A 20,921-nucleotide genomic window follows, 5' to 3' on the forward strand; every position below is an offset into this window, starting at 1 on the left:
CCTGCATCTTCGCCCGTCCTAGCCGTTTCGCTGGATCAGGATCTCGACGCGCCGGTTCTTCGCTTTTCCGGCTGCGGTTGCGTTGGTGTCGATCGGCGCATCCTGGCCCTTGCCATCGGTGCTGATCCGGTCCGGCTGCTTCAGCTTGCTTTTCAGGAGGTCGCCGACCGCCACCGCGCGTGCCTTCGACAGCTCGAGATTGGAGGGGAAGCGTGCGGTGCGGATGGGGTCGGAGTCGGAGTGACCGACGACCTTGATCGCGCCGCCTTCCTCGTTGAGCACGGCGGAGATCCGCTCGATCAGCGGGCGGAACTCGCCCCGCACCACGGCCTGGCCCGGGTCGAACAGCGTGATGTCCATCAGGCGCACGATGATCAGGTTCGGCGTGACCTGGCAGGTGATCGGCGGCTGCACCGTGCCGCAGACCTTGGGTTGCTGTGCCGGAGGCGGCAATGGCGGCGGCGGCCTTGCGGTGACCTTGCGGATGATCTCGATGTCGCTCTTGGGGTGGACAGAGAGCAAGGCGGCGGCCGAGGCCTCGGCATTGCCGCCGAGCAAGGCGCGGAAGATGAAGTAGAGGCCGAGCACGGCAACCGCCGCCACGGCGGCGACTGACCAGACCGGTATCTTGAAGCGCGCCAGCCGCCCGACCAGAGCCTGGCCTTGCCAGCGTGGCGACAATTCGGGATCGGGCTGCTTCACACGCCTCAGCGTCTCGAACAGGCTGCGCTGGATCATCTGCAGATTGGCGGCGCCGCCGGCCGAGGTGCGGTGCACGCCCTCGAAGCCGAGTGCCAGGCAGGCATGCATCAGTTCGAGCAGGTCGTAATTGACTGATGGGTCCCGCTTGGCGCGCTCGAGCTCTTCGAAGAAGCGCACGCCGCCAGTCCGCTCGCCGAAGAAGCGCGAGAGCATGCTGTACTGCGTCCAGACATGGCGCTCGTCGCCGGGGATGTTCTGGACGATGTCGTCGGCGAAGGCGCAGATGATGTATTTTGCCGTGCGCGTCTGCTCGGCGGTGAAGCCCGCGGCCCGCACCTCATGGTCGAAGGCCTCGATGGTCTCGCCGACCTGGCCGATCATCTGCGTTGCCGGCGCGCTTGAGAGATTGGCGCGCAGGCGCCCGAGCAGGAGCAGCAGCGGGCCGGCGGCCTTGAGCAGCGGATTGACGTTGGGCGTGAGCATCTGCTCGCGCTTCGGCAGGGCTTGCGGCACATAGCCCTGCGGGGGCGGTGGCGCGCTTTGCCGCGGTTGCGGCTGCGACATCCACTCCTCGCCGCCTGGCACGCCGGGTGAGGGGGCTGCCTGCGGGTATTGCGGGCCGCCCGAGGGCCCATAGGGCGAGGCCTGCGGCGGGTAGCCTGCAGGCTGCTGCGGCGGATAGGGCGCGTTTGGCGGCGGATAAGGCTGGCCCTGCGGCGGATATCCCGGAGCTGCGTCCGGTGCCGGGCGTGAGGTTGGCGGCACGCGCCGTCCCGCCGGGTTCGGCCGGATGAAGGTCCGGTCCGAGCGGCCGAACGGATCGGAGCCGTCGTTGCTCATCGCCTGCCCTCGAGCACGGCCCAGAGCTCCATTTCGAGATCGGGCCAGTCACCGGAGAAATGCATGCCGATCGAACTCGCCGTGCTGAACTCCGGCCAGAGTGGCGAGGTGCGGTCGAGATAGAAATAGACGTGATCGGTCAGCGCCCGGATCTGGGGCGGCGGCGTCGGCAAATGAACGAGATTGATGCCCGGCAGGTGGGCATGGACGATCTCGTTCATCTTGGTGTTGGGACCGATCTTGAACAGATGCGGAAACTGCGACTGGATTTCGGTGAGGGGCCGGCGCGCCGCGACTTCGAGGATCAGCGTCGCATTGCGCATCAGCGCGCGGTCGCGGATCGTCGACATGAAGGCGTTCTGCGCGCGCTCGACGATCTCGAGCCGGATGGCGCGGCGGCCGAGCTGGGCCGAGAGGAAGTCCTGGATGTCGCGCACCACCGGGGTGAAGCAGCCTTCCAGGTCGTCATGGTCATAGGCCGGGTAGTCGCGGGCGCGGCGTTCGGCGGTGGTGAAGGTGGCAAGCTCCCCGGCGATGGTGAGCAAGGCGATGAACAGGCGCTCGGGATGGACGAAGCGCGAGCCGCGCATGTGCTTCAGCACCGGGATGTGCCGGTTGAGCAATTGCAGGATGAAGTAGTCGGCGCTCTGCAGGCCACCGCCCGCGGTCGGGTCGGCGGCGTAGCGGGCGAGCTCCTCGAGCTTGTTGTCGATCCAGCCGATGACACGGTCCATCCAGCCGTCGACGACCGGATGGGCCGAGCAGAGCAGCACCGGCGGGGCGAATTTCTCGTCGAACAGGATGGCGCGATCGCGCACTTCCAGCACGCGCCCGAGCGCGAGGCCGACATAGCCGGGCTTGCCGGTCTTGCGCAGCTCCAGGCCGAAGCGCGGATGGGCGATGTCGATCTCCTCGTCGACCCGCAGCGAGGCGGTCGAATCGATCAGCATCTCGGTTGCCGGATAGAAGCGGCTGGCCGAGCCGTTCAGGCTGTCCTCGACTTCGCGGGTATTGGAGGAGGCGAGCGGCAGCGAGAGCCAGGCGACCTGGCCGGCGGCGTTCTCCGGCACTTCGATCGCCGGTGGCAGCGGTGAATTGTCAGGCATGGCGAAGGGCGTGCCGTCCGGCATCACGCCGACGGCGCGCCTGAGCCCGATGCGGCTCTGCTGCGCCAGGTCGCGGTCGATCTCGAGCACCGAGAACCCCCACGGATAAGGCGTGACCTGCCGGACGCGATTCTCCAACAGATTCTCGAGATAACGATCGTTCTGCTGCAGATGATGCGGCCGCAGGAACAAGCCTTCGGACCAGACGACCTTACTATACCACGACATCCGGTTCTCGCTATCTCAAGGCCTTCCAAGAACCATATACAGCTCGTTCCCGAGCGTCACCATGGCACGGTCGCCGATGCTTAAACCATTGCTGGCTTTTGAGCGTATTTCGCGGTGCAGCCCTGGCGAAACGGTCGCAAGTGGGCGCAGATGGATGTAGCGTGAGAGGCAGCCGACCGACCGTCGCATATCGGGGCAGCAGGATGACCCAGAACCAGGCGCCAGACTATGATCGCAGCGGGCGGTTCCCGATCGACGAGGATGGCTGGCAAGTCATCAATCTCGATCGCGACCTCTATCCCGGCGGGCCCTGGGCGTTCCGCGTCCTCGCGCCCGGATTTCCGGTGTTCCACGGCGGCTACCGTTATGCCGGCGAGCGCGATGCCCAGGGGCGCAGGCGGGTGGTGATGTCGCATCTGGGAGGCAGGCTGGCGGCATCCGAATACGGTCGTGTGATCCTCACCGCCGCGATGCTCAGACGCGTTGAAGACCATCTGCGCGCCTATGCCATGCTCCATGCCGGCCAATTGTTCGGAAAGCCGATCCTCGGTGTCGACTTCGTCGCCGAAGACCGGCGGGTCGAGATCTTCTGAGGTGACGCGATGACGACGGCTGCCGATGCGATCGCGCGCCTAGGGGGGAAACCGAGCGTTGCGGAGCTCATCGCGCTGGCCCGCGAGGTCCCGGCGACTGCAACTGGCCCGGGAGCGATCCTCTATTCCCGCCTCGGCTCGAAGGCGGCGAAGGCCGAGGACGTGGTCGCCGAGGCGCAGGAAGCGACCGGATACGCCCTGATCGACGATACGCCCCGTGCCGCCTTCCTCATGAGCCGCCGATTTCAGCTCGCGCTCGCTGAGGCGTTCGGTCTGACGGGTGTCGACGACGACGAGGTGATCGAAAAACTTCAGACGGGCTCCTGGCTGCCGGCGACCGACCCGCAAAGGGCAGCCGCGACCGCGGCGAATGAGCTGCTCTACGGGGTCGAGGGTGATGCCAAGTCGCTGCAGGATTCGTTCTGGGGCGATGCGTCGCGTGAATTCATCGAGAGCCTCGAGGGACCTGTCCACGTCATGCTGATGATGGGCCAGCCGGTCCAGAAGGTGTTCTGGGCCGTCGAGTTGCCGGCGGTGCTGGCCGCAGCTGCTGCCGGCAAGCTCGCATCGAACGCGACCATCAACGGTGTTCCGGTGGCGTCGCTGCCGGCGAACCGGGATGCCGCCTTCGCGGTCTTGACGGCCTCGGCAGACAGGAACGCCAAGGCCTTCATGAACAGCGCGGCGGTGACCGCGGCCGCAGCCGGTGGCGCTGGAGCCGGTGGTGGTGGAGGTGGAGGCGGCGGAGGAGGCCGTCCGGCCGCCCGCATTCTCGACCCGGTGATCCACCCGCTGCCAGGAGTACTGCAGCCAGGGCCGGGGAGCTTCAACGTGATCATCGGGGGCAAGCTCGCCTGGCGCGGCGTTCCGGCCGGCGCAGCGGCGGCGATCCAGTCCGCCAAGGCGGTCTCCGATGCGGCGATCCAGGTTGCCGAGGCGGCGACGCTCGCGGCGGCGGGCACACCGGGGGCGCCGGTGGCCAAGGCTGCGGAGGAAACCGCGAAGGCAACCGCAGCCGCCAGCATGGGCTCGATGATCTCGGGTGCCGCCGGCGGTGCCGACATCCACCTCTGCGCGACGCCCCTGCCACTGCCGCCGCACGGGCCAGGCGTCGTCATCGACGGCTCGCAGACCGTGCTGGTCAACGGCTTGCCGCTTTGCCGCATGGGCGACACGATCATCGAGGCGGTCGGGCCGCCCAACAAGATCGCCATGGGCGAGCCCACCGTGCTGATCGGTGGCTGAAATGGGGCGCCGTCGTTCTCCCGATCGCGCGGTCTCCGGCCAGGAGCGCTTCCGCCTGCTGCGGGTCGAGCGCTTTTCCTCCGATACCGAAAAGGCGATCTGGCACGGCCGTTCGCGCAACGCGCGCGTCGCCAAGGTGCTGGTCTACATGGCGGCGATCCGGATGCCGGGCCAGGGAGGGCTGCCGCTGACGCCCAACCCGAATGTGACCTGCAAGGGCGCCGAGCAGCAGTTCTTCAGCGCCTCCGGCGAGAATGAGGCCGCGCATCTGCTGCCCGGCCAGATCCTGATCGACAACGCCTATCCCTGGCTCTTCCTCCAGGGCGAGCCGGCGCGGCTCCTGCAGAATGAATTCGCCTATGTCGACCCGATCCATGCCAACTACAACGCGGCCGACCGGCTGGCCGAGCGCAACGGCATGGTCGATACGTTCGCTGCCGCCTGCCGCGCCGTGCTGACCAGCGCGGGCGAGCCCGAGCGGGACGTCTCGAACGCGTATCATCGCGTCTGGGTCACGGGGGCTTTGTCGGCGATCGCGGCGGCCGAGCACGAGTTGCGCTCCGAGCCGCTGCCGCCGCCACTGGTCTACGGTGAGGGCGTGGAAGACTACGGCATGATCCTCAATCTCGAGGAACGCAGCCAGGCGATGAACGACGAGGAGATCTGGAACAATTTCGAGCAACTCAGCATGCTCGACTATTACCGAGCCGCCTTCGACGAGACGCCGTCCGAGATCGAGCCGCGTGCGATCATCGCAGTGCTCTCGGGCCTGGTCCGGTAGCTTCTCCACGAACTGCCGGCACCGCGGCTGCGAAACCTGACCTTAAGGAATTCGCGTGCAGCACTGGCCTCCTTCAACTGGAGGTCGCTGACATGGTGCAGCGCCATATCCTCGATCGTCTGCGGGCCGTCAGCCTGCGCCACCAGATCTATGCTGCGAGCTGCGCCTTCTTCGTCGTGATCTGCGCGCTGGTGGCGGTTGCGCTCCTATCCTTCCGGCAGCAGGCGGAATACCAGGACAAGCTCAGCCTGTCGTCGCGTTCAGCCGCCTATGTCGAGCGGGCGAACGGCTTGATCTACGCCGTCGTGATGGAATCGCGCGGTATCTACATGTCGAGCGATTCCGCGACGGTGGCGCGCTACGGCGAAAACCTGCTGAAGCGCAATCGCGACCTTGCCGAGGTGGTCGATGCCTGGGAGAAGATCGTCCGAAACGACGATGCCGGGCTCTTTGCGACGTTCAAGACGCGCATTGTCGAGTTCATCCGGTTCCGGGCCGAGCTGGTGCGCCGCGCCAATGTCATCAGCCAGGCGGCCGGGCGGGCTTGGGGCGACAACGAAGCAAACCGCACCGCCAGAACTGCCCTCAATGCCGACCTGGAAGCGCTCGGGCAGATCTATGCGCGGCGAGCCGACGAGGTCGTCATCCTGAATCAACGCGCCTGGTTCACCACCTGGCTCATCGTTCTGCTCGGTCTCGTGGCGCTCGCTCTCGCCGCTTATGTTGGCGCGGTGATCCGCCGCTCGCTGATCGCCCCGTTGCACGAGATCACTGAAACCGCCGACCACATCGCGGCGGGCAAGGTCGTCGTCACTGTGCCACACAGCGAGCGTCTCGACGAAGTCGGCAAGCTCGGCCAGGCCGTGCAGCAGCTTCAGGACACGCTGATCCGCAACAAGGAATTGCGGACGCTCGAACGGACGAGTTCGCGGCAGCGCGACAATCTCGAAATTCAGCTCCAGGAGAACAAGCGCCATCTGCTGGCTGCGATCAACAGCATGATGCCGGGCCTGATGATGCTGGACCCTGAGGGCAAGGTCATCCTGATGAACGCGTCCTACCGGAAGATCTATCGGCTTCCCCAGGACATGCCGCAATCGGGCCTGACAATCCGCGATATCCTTCGGCGCCGGATCGAGATCGGCACCTTCGCCGGCGACGTCGAGAGCTATGTCGAGGCCATCCTTGCGCGGATCGAGCAGGGCAGGCCCGCCGTCAAACATGTCGACCTCAAGGATGGACGGGTCATCCGTATCGTCGAACGGCCGATGACTGGCGGCGTCGGCTGGGTGTCGACGCATGAGGATTTCACCGAGCAGCGGCATCTGCAGCACTCGCTCGAGCGCACCGAGCATCTGCTCGCCGCGATCATGGAGAACATCCGCGTAGCCATCGTCGTCAAGGATGCGGCCACGCTCCGCTACATATTCGTCAATCGCGCGGCAGAGGTCCTGTTCGGCGTCGGTCGCACCGAGATGATCGGGCGGACGGCACGCGATGTCTTCGGTGCCGAGACCGCTGAGTGGATCGAGCGCGAGGATCGCCAGCTCCAGCGGGCGGATGCCGGTGCCACAATGACGGTCCGCGCGATCGAGACACCCGGGAACGGCCGCCGCCTGATCGGCATCAGGCATGTGCCGATCGCGAGCGATGACGGTGAGGCGCGCGTGCTGCTGAGCCTGATCGAGGAGCAGGCCGAGCAGGCGACGGAGGCGGCCGGCTGAGGCGCGTTGCCTCAGCTCTCGCGGCGCGCGGGTGAAGCGGTCGCGACGATCAGCCCGGCGACGACGATCACGGCGATTCCGGCCCAGGTCATCGGCGAGGGCAGGTCACCGAACAGGGCGTAGCCAAGCACAGTTGCGCCGATCAGTTCGAGATAGACGAAGGGCGAGAGCGTCTGCACCTGCGCCAGGCGGAAGGCGCTGATCGTCATCAGGTTGCTGAGCGTCGAGACGAGGCCCATCAGCAGGATCAGCAGCAAGCCTTCGCGGGTCGGCGTCGTCCATTGCAGCAGGGCGAAAGGCATCAGCATCAGGATGCCGAGCACGAGCTGGATCGTCAGCGTCGCCACCGGCGGCCTGTCCTGCGCGGTGGCGCGGGTCAGCACCAGATAGCAGGCCATGCAGAAGCCGGAAGCGAGCGCGATCAGCGTGTCGGTGCTGGTCTCGGTGCCCGGACGCACGACGAGGATGGCACCGACGAAGCCGAGGGCGACGGCGATCAGCTTTCGCCGGTCGAGCCGCTCGCGCAGCACGATCGAGGCAAGCAGGGTCGCCGCGATCGGGGCGATGAAATAGGCGCCGAGCGCATCGGCCAGCGGAATGCGTGTGATCGCCACGAAATAGAGCGTCATCGCCGTGACGAGGAAGGCGGTGCGCAGGATCTGCGCCAGCCAGTATCTGCCTGACGATGCCGAGGGAGATACCGGTGCACGCCCGCGCTGGACCAGGGCGACCGGGAGGATGAAACCGAGCGCCGCGACATAGCGTATCCAGCTCAGGAAGGCTGGAGAGTGCGCGCCGCTGAGGTATTTGGCGATGGCGTCGGAGGTCGGGATGATCAGCATTGCCACCGCCATCAGCACGACGCCGAGCGCCTCGTTGCGGAGCCGAGGGCGGGGCTGATCTGAGGAGGAGGTCATGCGGCCGAGCCTTACATGATTCCGCCTGACGGGCAGGTGCTGTCGTTAACGCCTTTGAAGTCCCGGTAAATGCTCGTTAACCGCTTGCGGTATTGGCCAGCCAGCATTGCCCTTGCGATATTGACGCGAACAAACAGAAAACTAATATGAACATATAGAGAACATTGGAGATCGGACATGCTGGTTGCTCGCAAACTGATGGCCGGAGCCGTGGAGTTCCTGGCGCTCGCGCTCTTCGTCGGAATGATCTGGGTCTGGGCGGCGCTCGCCTCGGGGCCGCACGTCTGAGGGGCACGGCGGACGGGAGCCGGGGAGGCTTCGTTCGCATGTCCACAGCCTCGCATCCCGGCCCGCTCGACCGAGATGGGGTGGCGCGCCATAACCGGTTCGGAGCATGCTCCGGGATCAAGAATCGGCGCAGGCTCTCCCGCTCGGCAAACTGGCTGAACGGATGGCGCGCCGGAGGGCGCGATGACCGACCGAAAAGACGACGCACTGGTTCAGGACGAGGTCGGCTTCGTCCACCTCCATGTCCATTCGAGCTATTCGCTGCTCGAGGGCGCGATCCAGGTCGGCACGCTCGCCAAGCTCGCTGCAGGCGATGGCCAGCCGGCCATGGCGCTGACCGATACCAACAACCTGTTCGGTGCGCTCGAATTCTCCGAGAAATTGGCGAGCTCCGGCATCCAGCCGATCGCCGGCGTGCAGCTCTCCGTCGATTTCGCCGATGAGGACACGGGCGGACGCAAGCCGGTCCAGAGTGTGACGCCACATCTCGTCCTGCTGGCGACGAGCGAGGCCGGCTACAGCAATCTGATGAGGCTGGTGACGCAGGCCTGCCTGGTGGCGGGAGCCGGCGCGCCGGTCGCGGCGATCGACCATGTCGCCGCATGCGCCCATGATCTGATTGCGCTGACCGGCGGCTTCGGTGGGCCGCTCGACGCAGCTTTGCGTGCCGGCCAGCCGGCCCAGGCTGCGGCACGGCTTGCGCGCCTCCGCGAGATCTTCGGCGATCGACTCTATGTCGAGCTCCAGCGCCATGATCGCGAGGACGGAGCGGCGATCGAGGCCGGGCTGCTGCGGCTCGCCTATGACAATGACCTGCCAATCGTCGCGACCAACGAGCCGTATTTCGGCAAGCCTGCCGATTTCGAGGCGCATGACGCGCTGCTCGCCGTCGCGGCCGGCCGGCTGGTTTCCGACAATGAGCGCCGGCGCGTCACGCCGGAGCATTATTTCGCCAGCCGCGCCGAGATGAAGCGCCGCTTCGCCGACCTGCCGGAAGCTCTGGCCTCGACGGTCGAGATCGCCCGGCGCTGCTCCTGGCGCGTCGGCCTGCGCAAACCGATCCTGCCGCGCTTCGGCGAGGAGGGGCGCGACGAAGCCGAGGAACTGGAGAGCCAGGCGAAGGCGGGGCTCGAAGCACGGTTGGCCAAGCATGGGCCGGCCGCGAGCTTCACGGTCGAGGACTACGAAAAACGCCTCGCTTTCGAGCTTTCAATTATCACCCGGATGAAATTCCCGGGCTATTTTCTCATTGTTGCCGACTTCATCAAATGGGCCAAGGATCATGACATTCCGGTCGGGCCGGGACGTGGTTCGGGTGCAGGCTCGCTCGTCGCCTATGCCCTGACCATCACCGACGTCGATCCGCTGCGCTTCGGCCTGCTGTTCGAGCGCTTCCTCAACCCCGACCGCGTCTCGATGCCGGACTTCGACATCGACTTCTGCCAGTACCGGCGTGAAGAGGTGATCGAGTACGTCAAGCATCGCTATGGCGAGCAGCGCGTCGCCCAGATCATCACCTTCGGTACCTTGCAGGCGCGCGGCGTGCTGCGCGACGTCGGCCGTGTGCTGGAGATGCCCTACGGCCAGGTCGACAAGCTGACCAAGCTGGTGCCGCAGAATCCGGCCAAGCCGATCACCTTGCCGGAGGCGATCGCCGGCGAACCCAAGCTGCAGGAGGCGGCGGCGGAGGAGCCGGTTGTCGCGCGCCTGCTCGAGATCGCCCAGAAGCTGGAAGGGCTGCACCGCCACGCCTCGACGCACGCCGCCGGCGTCGTCATCGGCGACCGGCCGCTGGAGGAGCTGGTCGCGCTTTCGGTCGATCCGCGCACCGGCATGCGCGTCACCCAGTTCAACATGAAATGGGTCGAGCAGGCCGGGCTGGTGAAGTTCGACTTCCTCGGCCTGAAGACGCTGACCACGCTGACCATCGCGGTCAAGCTGATCGCCCAGCGCGGCATCGAGGTCGATCTGGCGCAACTGCCCTTCGACGATCCGAAGACCTACGAGATGCTGTCGCGCGGCGAGACGGTCGGCGTGTTCCAGGTGGAATCGGTCGGCATGCGCAAGGCGCTGGTCGAGATGAAGGCCGACCGGATCGAGGACCTGATCGCGCTGGTGGCGCTCTACCGCCCCGGCCCGATGGACAACATCCCGACCTATTGCCGCCGCAAGCTCGGCCTGGAGGAGCCGACCTATCTGCATCCCGGCATGGAGCCGTTCCTGGCCGAGACGCATGGCATCATCGTCTACCAGGAACAGGTGATGCAGGTGGCGCAGGCGCTGTCGGGCTATTCGCTCGGTGAAGCCGACCTGTTGCGCCGCGCCATGGGCAAGAAGATCAAGGCCGAGATGGACGCCCAGCGCGACCGTTTTGTGAAGGGCGCCATCGAGGGCGGGCTGAAGAAGGACATCGCCTCGGAGATATTCGAGCTCCTGGCGAAATTTGCCGATTACGGCTTCAACAAGAGCCATGCGGCCGCCTATGCCGTCGTCGCCTTCCAGACCGCCTATCTGAAGGCGAACTTTCCCGTAGAATTCCTCGCCGCGTCGATGACGCTCGACATCGGCAATACCGACAAGCTCTCGGAATTCCGCCGCGATGCCGAGCGGCTCGGCATCAAGGTCGAGCGTCCCTCGATCAACCGTTCCGGCGTCGATTTCGACGTCGCCGACGGCGCGATCCGCTATGCGCTCGGTGCGATCAAGGGGGTCGGTCGCGTCGCGGTGGAGTCGATCGTCGCGGCGCGCGCCAAGGGGGGGCCATTCCGCGACCTCGCCGATTTCGCCCGCAGGATCGATACGCGCCTGGTCAACCGGCGCACGATCGAGGCGCTGATCTCGGCCGGAACGCTCGATGAGATCGAGCCGGAGCGGGCCAAGGCGATGGCGGCTGTCGACGGCATGCTCGCGCTCTCGAACCGCACCCGCGACGCAGCCGAGGGCGGCCAGTCCGAGCTGTTCGGTGGCGGCGGCGTAGCCGAGGCCTTCCGCATCCCGCCCTTCGAACCCTGGGCGCCGGCCGAGCGACTGCAGCGCGAGCACGATGCTGTCGGCTTCTTCCTCTCCGGCCATCCGCTCGACGATTACGAGCATGTCCTCAAGCGCCTGCGGGTGCAGAGCTATGCTGATTTCGCCCGCAATGTCCGCGCCAGCGGCACCTCGATCGCCAAGGTCGCCGCCTCCGTCATCGATAGGTCGGAGCGCCGGACCAAGTCCGGCAACAAGATGGGCATCGTGCAGCTCTCCGACCCCAGCGGCCAGTTCGAGGCGATCCTGTTCTCGGAGGGGCTGCAGCGCTATCGCGAGTTGCTCGAGCCCGGCGCCGCGCTGGTGCTGCGGCTCTCGGCCGTGCTCGACGGCGAGGAGGTGCGCCCGCGCATCGAGGATTGCGAGCGGCTCGACGAACTCGCAAACCGGCAAAAGCAGGACCTCTGCATCTTCCTGCGCGACGACAAGGCGCTGTCCTCGATCGCCGAGCGGGTGAAGCCGCGCGACGGTGTCCGCGCCGCGGGCAAGATCTCGCTGGTGATGATCCTCGACGACGGCGCCCAGGAGGTCGAGATCGAATTGCCCGGGCGCTATCCGGTCAACCAGCAGGTCGCCAATGCGGTGCGTGCCGCGCCCGGTGTGGTGAACGTCGAGCTACGCTGACGGGCGGGTACAAGGCTTGCCGAGGCCAGCCTTGCGCTGCCGGCGGCCAAGGCATCAGAGTGGGCGCAGACACGGATCATGTCCGGGGGGACTGAATGAAGCAGTATGTCGCGCGTATTCCGATGAGCCTTGCCGTGCCCGAGGCTATGCACTGGGCGATCAAGGACGTGCTGGAAGGCGAGTATGAAGCCGGCTTCGACGGCGTCGGCCTCGACATTCTCGACATCGGCGCCAATGTCGGCTCGTTCGCGCTCTGGGCGAGTGCGCGCTGGCCCGGCAGCACGGTGACCTCCTACGAGCCGCATCCGGGGACCTTCGCGCTGCTGCAGCAGAATACCCGGCTGCGCCGCGACATCGTCACGGTCAACGCCGCGCTATTTCCGGGTGGTCAGAAAACGGCGACCTTCCTCAGCCGCTTTGCCGGCGATGGCGAATCGGGGCTCGCTTCCTATGCTGGCGACACCTTTGTGGCCGGCGCGATGGTCGAGCGCTACGAGGTCGCGGTGGTCGATCCGGCGAGCCTGCCCTCGGCGGATATCGTCAAGATCGATATCGAAGGCGGGGAGGGCGATGTGCTCGACCATCTCGACCTGTCGAAGACCTCGCTGGTGCTGCTGGAATACCAGAATCGCAAGAACCGCCTGCAGTTGGAGGCACGGCTCAAGGCCGATTTCGAGCTCATCGACACCGTCGAGCACATCTGGGACCCGTTGCTCGAACAGCGCTGCTACCGGCCCGATCTCGCCGGCGACGTCTATGGCCGCATGTTCGCTGCCCGAAAAGGCGTGACGCGGATGACGCGGGCGGCGAGAGCGTGATCGGCGGCCTGCGCCAGGCTGTCGTCACTGTCCGCGCGCGAAGGCGTATCGTCGCGCGCTGGTTGGCGGTAACATGGTGCGCTCCGGTTCCGGCTCCATACCCCCGGCCGCCGAGACGCCGATAGCAGCTCGGGAGGCGAGGATGCAGGATGGCTTCAGGATCGACCGGCGCAGCTTGGTCGCTGGCGCGACGGTGCTCGTCGCATCCGCCGCGGCGTCACCGCTGAAGGCACAGGAGAAACCGGTGATCGACGCAAGGACCGCCCTCATCGTCGTCGACGTGCAGAACGATTTCTGCCCGGGCGGCAGCTTGGCGGTGGGCAAGGGCGACGAAGTCGTCGCGGTCATCAACGCCTTGGGCAAGCGCTTCGCCAATGTCGTCATGACGCAGGACTGGCACCCGGCCGGCCATTCCTCCTTCGCCAGCAGCCATCCCGGCAAGAAGCCGTTCGAGATGATGCAGATGCCCTATGGCCCGCAGGTGCTCTGGCCCGACCACTGCATCCAGGGCAGCAAGGGCGCCGAGTTCCGCGCCGATCTCGACCTCACCATGGCGCAGACCATCGTGCGCAAGGGTTATCGCCGCGAGGTCGACAGCTATTCCGGCTTCGTCGAGGCCGACCGCAAAACGCCGACGGGCCTCGGCGGCTATCTCAGGGAACGCGGCGTCGCCCGCGCCGTCGTCGTCGGCCTCGCCACCGATTTCTGCGTCGGCTGGACAGCGCAGGATGCGGCGCGCAACGGGCTGGAGACCCTCGTCGTCGAGGAGGCGTGCCGGGCGATCGACCTCAACGGTTCGCTCGACAAGGCCTGGGCCGACATGGCGGCGCTCGGCGTGAAACGGGCGCGGCTGGCCGATCTGATCTGACGAATTGAGGTACGCTTACTTCGCCAGAGCGCGAATCTGCACCTGGACCCATTCCGAGGCTGGATTGATCATTGCCCCGAGCGGGCGACGAGGTATTGCTTCCAGCTGAACGGTCTCAGGCGTTTGGAGGCAGATTCTGCCGCGCATTGCGGACGGTGTGCGGGCGCGCTTGCGTTCTACTACTGGGCTGGTGCGAGCTTGCCGCAAACAGCGGGGAAAGCTATTGCAGCCTCGGGGAAGCGGGGCGTGTATCTGCGGATGCATTCAACTTGAGAGAGATTGTCATGCTCCTTTCCTTCAAGCGTTTCAGCGCAGTCGCCGCCTTTGCGGCTCTGTCCTGCAGCCAGGCTTTCGCGCAGAGCCAGGTCGATCAGCTCGCGATGGCCTACCAGGCCGGCCGCAACCAGCTTGGAATCCTGAGCTATTGCGCCGAGAAGAGTTATGTCGGCGCGGATGTCGTCGAAATCCAGCGCAAGGTGCTGGCCCTGATTCCGCCGCCGGCCGACAAGAGCGCCGGCGACACCGCGGAAGCCGCCGGCAAGAAGGGCACGATCGCGATGATGGGCGTGACCCAGGATCTCGAGACGATCGCCAAGGCGCAGGGCGGCACGGCTGCGGCCTACTGCAAGCAGATCGGCGACGTCGTGCTGAAGGCTGCCGCGTCGCTGCCCAAGTGAGCTTAGCAACGGCCGCTCCTGCCAGCTTTCGGCAGAGCACGGCTTGACCTCAACCACGATCGAGGTCGTATCGACCCGGCTCCTGCATTTGCATTGAAGGAGCCGGGCATGCCCGACCATCCGATCGTCAACATCAGCGTCATCACGCCGAAGCCTGAATGCTTCGCCGAGTTCATGAACTTGCAGCTCGCCCAGCACCATGCCTTGCGCGGCAAGGTCGATGGGTTGGTCGGCGGGCGATTGTTCCGTTCCCGCGAGGATCGCGACGTGGTGCTAGTGACGATGTTCGAATCCGAGGACGCGGCCCTGCGCTTCAGCCGCGACGAGCGTTTCACCAGCCATCTGGCACGCGTGCGCCCGCTGCTGGAACGCGCTGTGCCCGGCGCCTATGACGTGGCTTATGAGGTTGGCTCGCTCTGACGAACTGACCTGAAGTCTTGCATTCCGGCGCGACGGCGTGTAAGGCGCGCCCTATCCCACATGGGGAGCATCACCTCGACACCGAGGCGTTCCGGTGACTGGTCAGCTTATGGCCGGCTCATTCGCTCCCCAGAGGCTCAACCGGAAGGACAAGAATACCATGGCTCTGCCAGATTTCTCCATGCGTCAGCTGCTCGAGGCCGGCGCCCATTTCGGCCACCAGTCGCATCGCTGGAACCCGAAGATGTCGCCGTTCATCTACGGGACGCGCAACAACATCCACATCCTCGACCTGTCGCAGTCGGTGCCGATGCTGTCGCGCGCCCTGCAGGCGGTCAGCGACACCGTCGCCCGCGGCGGCCGCGTCCTTTTCGTCGGCACCAAGCGCCAGGCGCAGGACGCCATCGCCGACGCGGCCAAGCGCTCGGCACAGTACTATGTCAACTCCCGCTGGCTTGGCGGCATGCTGACCAACTGGAAGACCATCTCGGCTTCGATCCAGCGCCTGCGCAAGGTCGACGAACTGCTGAGCGGCGCCAGCACCGGCCTGACCAAGAAGGAGCGCCTGATGCTGGCGCGCGAGCGCGACAAGCTTGAGAAGGCGCTCGGTGGCATCAAGGACATGGGCGGCACGCCCGACATGATCTTCGTGATCGACACCAACAAGGAAGCGCTCGCGATCAAGGAGGCCCAGCGCCTCGGCATCCCGGTCGCGGCCATCATCGACTCCAACAGCGATCCGGATGGCATCACCTTCCCGGTTCCGGCCAATGACGACGCCGGCCGCGCCATCCAGCTCTATTGCGATCTCGTCGCGCGCTCGGCCATCGACGGCATCTCGCGCGCCTCGGGCGACCATGGCGTCGACCTCGGTGCTGCCGAGACCCCGATCGTCGAGACGGCGATTGCCGAGCCGGCGGCTGTCGAGGGCCAGGCCCAGGCTTTCGAGCTGCTGACCGGACCGCGTGGTGCGCCGGACGACTTCATGAAGCTCTCGGGCATGGGTCCGGAGATCGTGCAGAAGCTCAACGATGGCGGCATCTTCCACTTCTGGCAGCTCGCTGCCATGACGCCGGCAGAGGTCACCAAGATCGATCATGACCTGAAGCTCGCCGGCCGCATCGAGCGTGACGGCTGGGTTGCCCAGGCGCGCGACCTCGCCGACGCCTGATCTCCCGGATTGCGATGCGTCATCGGCGCGTCGCACTTCGATACCTGACTAAAGCCGAAGCAGCGCCGACGACCGGAAACGGAGCGTCGGCGTTTGCCAATCCAGGCTTCGATTTTTCGACAATGCGGTACGCCACCGGGCGAAGGCCGCAAGACAGCAAGGACGACGCAAATGGCTGCGATCACCGCCGGCATGGTGAAGGAACTCCGCGACAAGACCGGCGCGGGCATGATGGACTGCAAGACCGCGCTCTCGGCCACCGACGGCAACATGGAAGCCGCCATCGACTGGCTGCGCGCCAAGGGCCTGTCCAAGGCCGCCAAGAAGGCCGGCCGCGTCGCCGCCGAAGGCCTCGTCGCGGTTGCCGTGCGCGGCCATAGCGGCGTTGTGGTTGAGGTCAACTCCGAGACCGACTTCGTCGCCCGCAATCTCGAATTCCAGGCGCTGGCCCGCACCATCGCCGATGTCGCGCTCGAGCGTGGCGGCGATGTCGAGGCACTGGCCGCCCATCACTATCCGGGCGGCGGCACCGTCGCCGACGCGATCGCCAACGCCATCGCCACGATCGGCGAGAACATGACGCTGCGCCGTGTCGGCTCGGTTTCCGTCTCGGCCGGCGTGATCGGCTCCTATGTCCACGGCGCGGTCGCCGACGGGCTCGGCAAGATCGGCGTCATCGTCGGCCTGGAGACCAGCGGCAAGGGCGATGAGCTCACGGCGCTTGGCCGTCAGCTCGCCATGCACATCGCCGCGACCAACCCGGTGGCGCTCGACCTCGCTTCGGTGGATCCCGCGGTGCTTGAGCGCGAGAAGGCGATCCTGGCCGAGAAGAACGCCGGCAAGCCCGAGCACGTCCTCGCCAAGATCGTCGAGAGCGGCATGAAGAGCTACGCCAAGGAATATTGCCTGCTCGACCAGGGCTATATCCATGATGGCTCGAAGTCGGTCGCCCAGGTGCTGAAGGAAGCCGAAGGCAAGGTCGGCGGTCCGATCAAGCTCACCGGTTTTGCCCGCTTCGCGCTCGGCGAGGGCATCGAGAAGGAAGAGACCGACTTCGCCGCCGAGGTCGCGGCCGCTGGCGGCACCACGGGCTGACAAGCCCGTTGATAGGACACAGAAAGGCCGCGCCTCGCGCGGCCTTTTTTGTAAGAAGGGGCAGTGGTCGATTCGGCCTGCCTCAGTTCCGAACGAAGGAGAGCCCCGATGAGACCTAAACGCGTTCTCGTGAAGCTCTCCGGCGAAGCCCTTGCAGGGACTGCAGGAAACGGCCTCGACGGCGCGACGCTGACAGCGCTCGCTGCCGACATCGCCCATGCCTCGCACGAGGGTGTCGAGATCGGCATCGTCGTCGGCGGCGGCAACTTCTTCCGCGGCGTGCAGGGCCTCAACAAGGGCCTCGATCGAACGACGGCCGATTCGATCGGCATGCTCGGCACGGTGATGAATGCGCTCGCGCTCGAGCACGCTATTGAGGCGGCCGGCGCCCCGGCGCGCGCCATGTCGGCGGTGCCGATGCCCTCGCTCTGCGAGAGCTATGCCCGCAAGCGGGCGCTCGACCATCTCAGCCACGGCAAGGTCGTCATTCTCGGCGGCGGCACTGGCAATCCCTATTTCACCACCGATACCGGTGCGGCGCTGCGCGCGGCGGAGCTCGACTGCAGCCATCTGCTCAAGGCGACGCAGGTCGACGGCGTCTACTCAGCCGATCCGAAGAAGGATCCGAGCGCGACCCGTTTCGACACGCTGACCCATGAGGACGCGATCAGGCGCGATCTCAAGGTGATGGACACCGCCGCCTTCGCGCTGGCGCGCGATGCGAGCCTGACCATCGTGGTCTTCTCGATCGCGGAGAAGGGCGCGCTCGCGGCCGTGCTGCGCGGCGAGGGCAGGGCGACCTACGTCACGCCCTGATGGATAGAGCATTTCCGGCGAACACGAGTTCGCCTCCAATGCTCTATCTCATTGTTTTCACGCAATTCTTGACGCAAGACCGCTACGCACTTTTGCTGGAATTGCTCTAGTAGTTCGGCCAGTTGCCAGGCGTCATGATCTCGAGCAGATGGCCGTCGGGATCACGAAAATAGATGCTGGTGCCGCCGCGATTCCAAGCCATTCGTCCCTCGATCGACACGCCCTGCTGCTCCAACTGCGCCTCCCAGGATGCCAGCTCGTCGGCATCGACGGCAAAACAGATGTGAAGCGGGCCCTGGCCATCATGCGGCGGAATGCTGCCGCGCTCCGAGACTTGCGTCTCCACCGAGGCGCCGCGCCGGAACAGCAGCAGGACGTTCTGGCCGCCGATATCATAGGCAAAGAGCGTCCTGGTCCTGAGCATGGAGTTGAGGCCGAGCTTCACCTCGTAGAATTCTGCGGCGCGGTCGAGATCGTCGACATAGAGCGCGGTTTCGACGATGCGGTTCAGCCGGGGCATCAGACATTTCCTCGAGGCTGCGCCGACCGCGCGCGCGGCCGCAATGCTGAGCTAGGAAGTTCTCTCGGCATTAGCCAGCCCGCGAGCGGGCTTATCCGATATGCATCAGCGATTGAGCTTCGATTCCCCTTGCAGACCTGCTGGGGAAAATGCTGTTGAAGCATAAATCCTTGACCCTCGGGCGGGTGCTCGCCATGGTCGCGCGCATTTCCGGCTCGATCCAGCCGGTTTCGACAAGGTTTTGAAGACGATGGCCCAGACCACTTTCGATCTCGCCGATTTGAACCGCCGCATGGACGGCGGCGTGCAGAAGTTCAAGAGCGACCTGGCTTCGCTTCGCACCGGCCGCGCCTCGTCCAATGTGCTCGATCCGATCACGGTCGAGGCCTATGGCGCGCGCACGCCGCTGAGCCAGCTCGCCACGGTCAGCGTGCCCGAGCCGCGCCTGCTCTCCGTTCAGGTCTGGGACCGCAGCATGGTCCAGGCAGTCGAGAAGGCGATCCGCGAATCCGATCTCGGCCTCAACCCCCAGACCGAGGGGCAGGTGTTGCGCATCCGCATTCCGGAGCTCAACGAGCAGCGCCGCAAGGAGATGGTCAAGGTCGCGCACAAATATGCCGAAGACGCCAAGGTGGCCGTCCGGCATGTCCGCCGCGACGGCATGGACCTGATCAAGAAGCTCGAGAAGGACGGGCATATGCCCAAGGACGACGTCACCAAGCAGACCGATCTGGTCCAGAAGGCGACGGACAAGCATATCGGCGAGATCGATCAGGCGCTCGCCGCCAAGGAAAAGGAAATCCTGCACGTCTAAAGTGCGTGGCGCGGCGCCGTCCTGTATCATCGACGCATGGGCTGTCGCCCTGAAGAGGCATTCGTATGTCAGATGGCCCGCGCCCGGCAGCGCCTGATCCAGCACCGGCCCATGTCGCGATCATCATGGATGGCAATGGCCGCTGGGCGCAGATGCGCGGCCTGCCGCGCCAGGAGGGGCACCGGCGCGGCCTCGAAGCCTTGCGGCGCACGGTCCGCAACGCTGCCGATCTCGGTATCAAGGTCCTGACGCTTTACTCGTTTTCGACCGAGAACTGGAGCCGGCCAATGGCCGAGGTCTCCTTCCTGCTGGGACTGCTGCGTCGATTCGTCGAGAACGATCTCGCCGAACTGAACGAGGCCGGCGTGCGCGTGCGCATCATCGGCAGCCGCGAGGACCTCGCGCCCGACCTACGCGCCCTCGTCGAACGCGCCGAGACCATGACGCAAGGCAATGCCGGATTGACCCTGGTCGTCGCCTTCAACTACGGCTCGCGCGACGAGATCGCGCGCGTAGCGCGGCGCCTTGCGACAGAGGCGGCAGCCGGCCGGCTTGCTCCCGAGGCGATCGACGAGGCCATGCTGTCCTCGCATCTCGACACTGGCGCGCTGCCGGATCCGGACCTGGTGATCCGCACCTCGGGCGAGACCCGCATTTCGAACTTCCTGCTTTGGCAGGCGGCTTATGCCGAATTCGTCTTCACACCGGTGCTTTGGCCCGATTTCGACCGCAAGGCGCTCGAGGATGCGCTGGCCGAGTTCCATCGCCGCGAGCGCCGCTATGGCGGCGTCGGCCAGCCGGCCGAAGCCAAGGTCGGGGTCGCGTGAATGAGACGGGCGCCAGAGCGGGCGCATCCGAGCTTCGCCTGCGGGTCGTCTCGGCGCTGGTGCTCGCCGTTGTCGTGCTGGGCGTCACCTTGCTCGGAGGCTGGCCCTTCCGCCTGATCTGGACGGTCGTCGCCGGCGTCGTCGCCTATGAATGGCTCGCTATCGTCAGCCGCAGGAACGCGGTCGCCGGCGGGATCGGCGTCGGCCTCGCCGGGCTCGCGCTCGGCTTCCTGCCGGTGAGTGGCGCAGCGCTCGCGGGCGTCGCGGCGCTCGCCGGCTTGATCGGCGCGATCGTGACGACGCAATCAGCCAACCAGCGCCTCCTCGAAGCTTGCGGCGTCGCATACGCGCTCTGCTTCGCACTGGTGACCCCGACGCTGCGCGATACGCCCGAAATCGGGCTCGCTTTGATCATCTGGACCTTCGCGGTGGTCTGGCTCACCGACATCGCCGCCTATTTCACCGGCCGGGCGCTGGGCGGACCAAAGCTTCTGCCGCGCGTCAGCCCGAAGAAGACCTGGTCGGGCGCGTTCGGTGGTGCGGCGGCGGGAACCCTGTGCGGCACCGCCGTCTGGGCATTCTTCTTCCCCGGTTTGCCATCGGGTGTCTGGCCGGTGCTCGCAGTCTCGTTTTTCGCTTCGATTGCGAGCCAGGCAGGCGATCTGTTCGAATCGGCGATCAAGCGGCGCTACGGCGCCAAGGATTCGAGCCATCTGATTCCAGGCCATGGCGGCTTCCTTGACCGGCTCGACGGTTATTGGGCCGTGCTGGTCTTCGCCGGCCTGCTGCTTTATCTGGCGCGGCTGGGACACTGATCACT

At 66.0% G+C, this 20,921-nt stretch carries 19 protein-coding genes; 15 read left to right on the top strand and 4 right to left on the bottom strand.

Annotated elements, in window-relative coordinates; genetic code table 11:
- Nucleotides 1-18: 18 nt before the first annotated feature.
- A complete protein-coding gene (icmH, locus tag B6S44_RS03615) occupies nt 19-1,542 on the bottom strand; it encodes a type IVB secretion system protein IcmH/DotU (protein ID WP_129155363.1) in 1,524 nt (507 codons plus the stop codon).
- On the bottom strand, nt 1,539-2,876 hold the full coding sequence (tssK, locus tag B6S44_RS03620; RefSeq protein ID WP_129155364.1) for a type VI secretion system baseplate subunit TssK: 1,338 nt from the start codon (nt 2,874-2,876) through the stop codon (nt 1,539-1,541). The genes icmH and tssK overlap by 4 nt, the downstream gene beginning before the upstream one ends.
- A gap of 203 nt (nt 2,877-3,079) precedes the next feature.
- Between tssK and B6S44_RS03625 the strand changes: the two genes are divergently transcribed.
- From B6S44_RS03625 to B6S44_RS03640, 4 genes are all read left to right on the top strand, one after another.
- Complete coding sequence (locus B6S44_RS03625) at nt 3,080-3,469, top strand: hypothetical protein (protein WP_129155365.1); 390 nt, start codon at nt 3,080-3,082, stop codon at nt 3,467-3,469.
- A 9-nt stretch (nt 3,470-3,478) separates the two neighbouring features.
- Entirely contained in the window at nt 3,479-4,714 is a 1,236-nt protein-coding gene (locus B6S44_RS29785) for a PAAR domain-containing protein (protein ID WP_248309420.1), read from the top strand.
- Nucleotide 4,715: 1 nt separating this feature from the next.
- The gene (locus B6S44_RS03635) at nt 4,716-5,495 is read left to right on the top strand and encodes a hypothetical protein (RefSeq protein ID WP_129155366.1); all 780 of its coding nucleotides are present in this window, start codon (nt 4,716-4,718) and stop codon (nt 5,493-5,495) included.
- Between the two features lie 92 nt (nt 5,496-5,587).
- The gene (locus B6S44_RS03640) at nt 5,588-7,219 is read left to right on the top strand and encodes a PAS-domain containing protein (RefSeq protein WP_129155367.1); all 1,632 of its coding nucleotides are present in this window, start codon (nt 5,588-5,590) and stop codon (nt 7,217-7,219) included.
- An 11-nt stretch (nt 7,220-7,230) separates the two neighbouring features.
- On the opposite strand, the gene B6S44_RS03645 is transcribed toward B6S44_RS03640, so the two are convergent.
- Nucleotides 7,231-8,136: a DMT family transporter gene (locus B6S44_RS03645; RefSeq protein ID WP_129155368.1), complete on the bottom strand. Its 906-nt coding sequence runs from the start codon at nt 8,134-8,136 to the stop codon at nt 7,231-7,233.
- A gap of 471 nt (nt 8,137-8,607) precedes the next feature.
- Here B6S44_RS03645 and dnaE point away from each other — a divergent pair, with 471 nt between their 5' ends.
- The 8 genes from dnaE (at nt 8,608) to pyrH (ending at nt 17,940) form a co-directional block, all read left to right on the top strand.
- Entirely contained in the window at nt 8,608-12,075 is a 3,468-nt protein-coding gene (gene dnaE, locus B6S44_RS03650; protein WP_129155369.1) for a DNA polymerase III subunit alpha, read from the top strand.
- A gap of 95 nt (nt 12,076-12,170) precedes the next feature.
- Nucleotides 12,171-12,893, top strand: a complete 723-nt coding sequence (locus tag B6S44_RS03655) for an FkbM family methyltransferase (protein ID WP_129155370.1) — start codon at nt 12,171-12,173, stop codon at nt 12,891-12,893.
- Nucleotides 12,894-13,035: 142 nt separating this feature from the next.
- Entirely contained in the window at nt 13,036-13,761 is a 726-nt protein-coding gene (gene pncA / locus B6S44_RS03660; protein WP_129155371.1) for a bifunctional nicotinamidase/pyrazinamidase, read from the top strand.
- Nucleotides 13,762-14,045: 284 nt separating this feature from the next.
- Nucleotides 14,046-14,438, top strand: a complete 393-nt coding sequence (locus B6S44_RS03665) for a pore-forming ESAT-6 family protein (protein WP_129155372.1) — start codon at nt 14,046-14,048, stop codon at nt 14,436-14,438.
- Nucleotides 14,439-14,546: 108 nt separating this feature from the next.
- Complete coding sequence (locus B6S44_RS03670) at nt 14,547-14,858, top strand: putative quinol monooxygenase (RefSeq protein WP_126111188.1); 312 nt, start codon at nt 14,547-14,549, stop codon at nt 14,856-14,858.
- A 160-nt stretch (nt 14,859-15,018) separates the two neighbouring features.
- Nucleotides 15,019-16,029, top strand: coding sequence for a 30S ribosomal protein S2 (locus B6S44_RS03675; RefSeq protein WP_129155373.1), 1,011 nt, complete (start codon nt 15,019-15,021; stop codon nt 16,027-16,029).
- Between the two features lie 171 nt (nt 16,030-16,200).
- Nucleotides 16,201-17,124: a translation elongation factor Ts gene (gene tsf / locus B6S44_RS03680; RefSeq protein ID WP_129155374.1), complete on the top strand. Its 924-nt coding sequence runs from the start codon at nt 16,201-16,203 to the stop codon at nt 17,122-17,124.
- A 108-nt stretch (nt 17,125-17,232) separates the two neighbouring features.
- Entirely contained in the window at nt 17,233-17,940 is a 708-nt protein-coding gene (gene pyrH / locus B6S44_RS03685) for a UMP kinase (protein WP_129155375.1), read from the top strand.
- A gap of 106 nt (nt 17,941-18,046) precedes the next feature.
- Here pyrH and B6S44_RS03690 read toward each other — a convergent pair whose 3' ends face one another.
- Nucleotides 18,047-18,460, bottom strand: coding sequence for a VOC family protein (locus B6S44_RS03690; protein WP_129155376.1), 414 nt, complete (start codon nt 18,458-18,460; stop codon nt 18,047-18,049).
- Nucleotides 18,461-18,710: 250 nt separating this feature from the next.
- On the opposite strand from B6S44_RS03690, the gene frr reads away from it, so the two are divergent.
- The 3 genes from frr to B6S44_RS03705 all read left to right on the top strand — a co-directional run bounded on the left by frr (nt 18,711) and on the right by B6S44_RS03705 (nt 20,916).
- Nucleotides 18,711-19,274: a ribosome recycling factor gene (gene frr / locus B6S44_RS03695; protein WP_129155377.1), complete on the top strand. Its 564-nt coding sequence runs from the start codon at nt 18,711-18,713 to the stop codon at nt 19,272-19,274.
- A 65-nt stretch (nt 19,275-19,339) separates the two neighbouring features.
- Nucleotides 19,340-20,101: an isoprenyl transferase gene (locus B6S44_RS03700; RefSeq protein ID WP_129155378.1), complete on the top strand. Its 762-nt coding sequence runs from the start codon at nt 19,340-19,342 to the stop codon at nt 20,099-20,101.
- Entirely contained in the window at nt 20,098-20,916 is an 819-nt protein-coding gene (locus B6S44_RS03705) for a phosphatidate cytidylyltransferase (protein WP_129155379.1), read from the top strand. Before B6S44_RS03700 ends, B6S44_RS03705 begins: the two co-directional genes overlap by 4 nt.
- Nucleotides 20,917-20,921: the final 5 nt, after the last annotated feature.

Origin of the sequence: Allobosea sp. Tri-44 (assembly GCF_004123845.1) — a bacterium.
Lineage (GTDB): Bacteria > Pseudomonadota > Alphaproteobacteria > Rhizobiales > Beijerinckiaceae > Allobosea.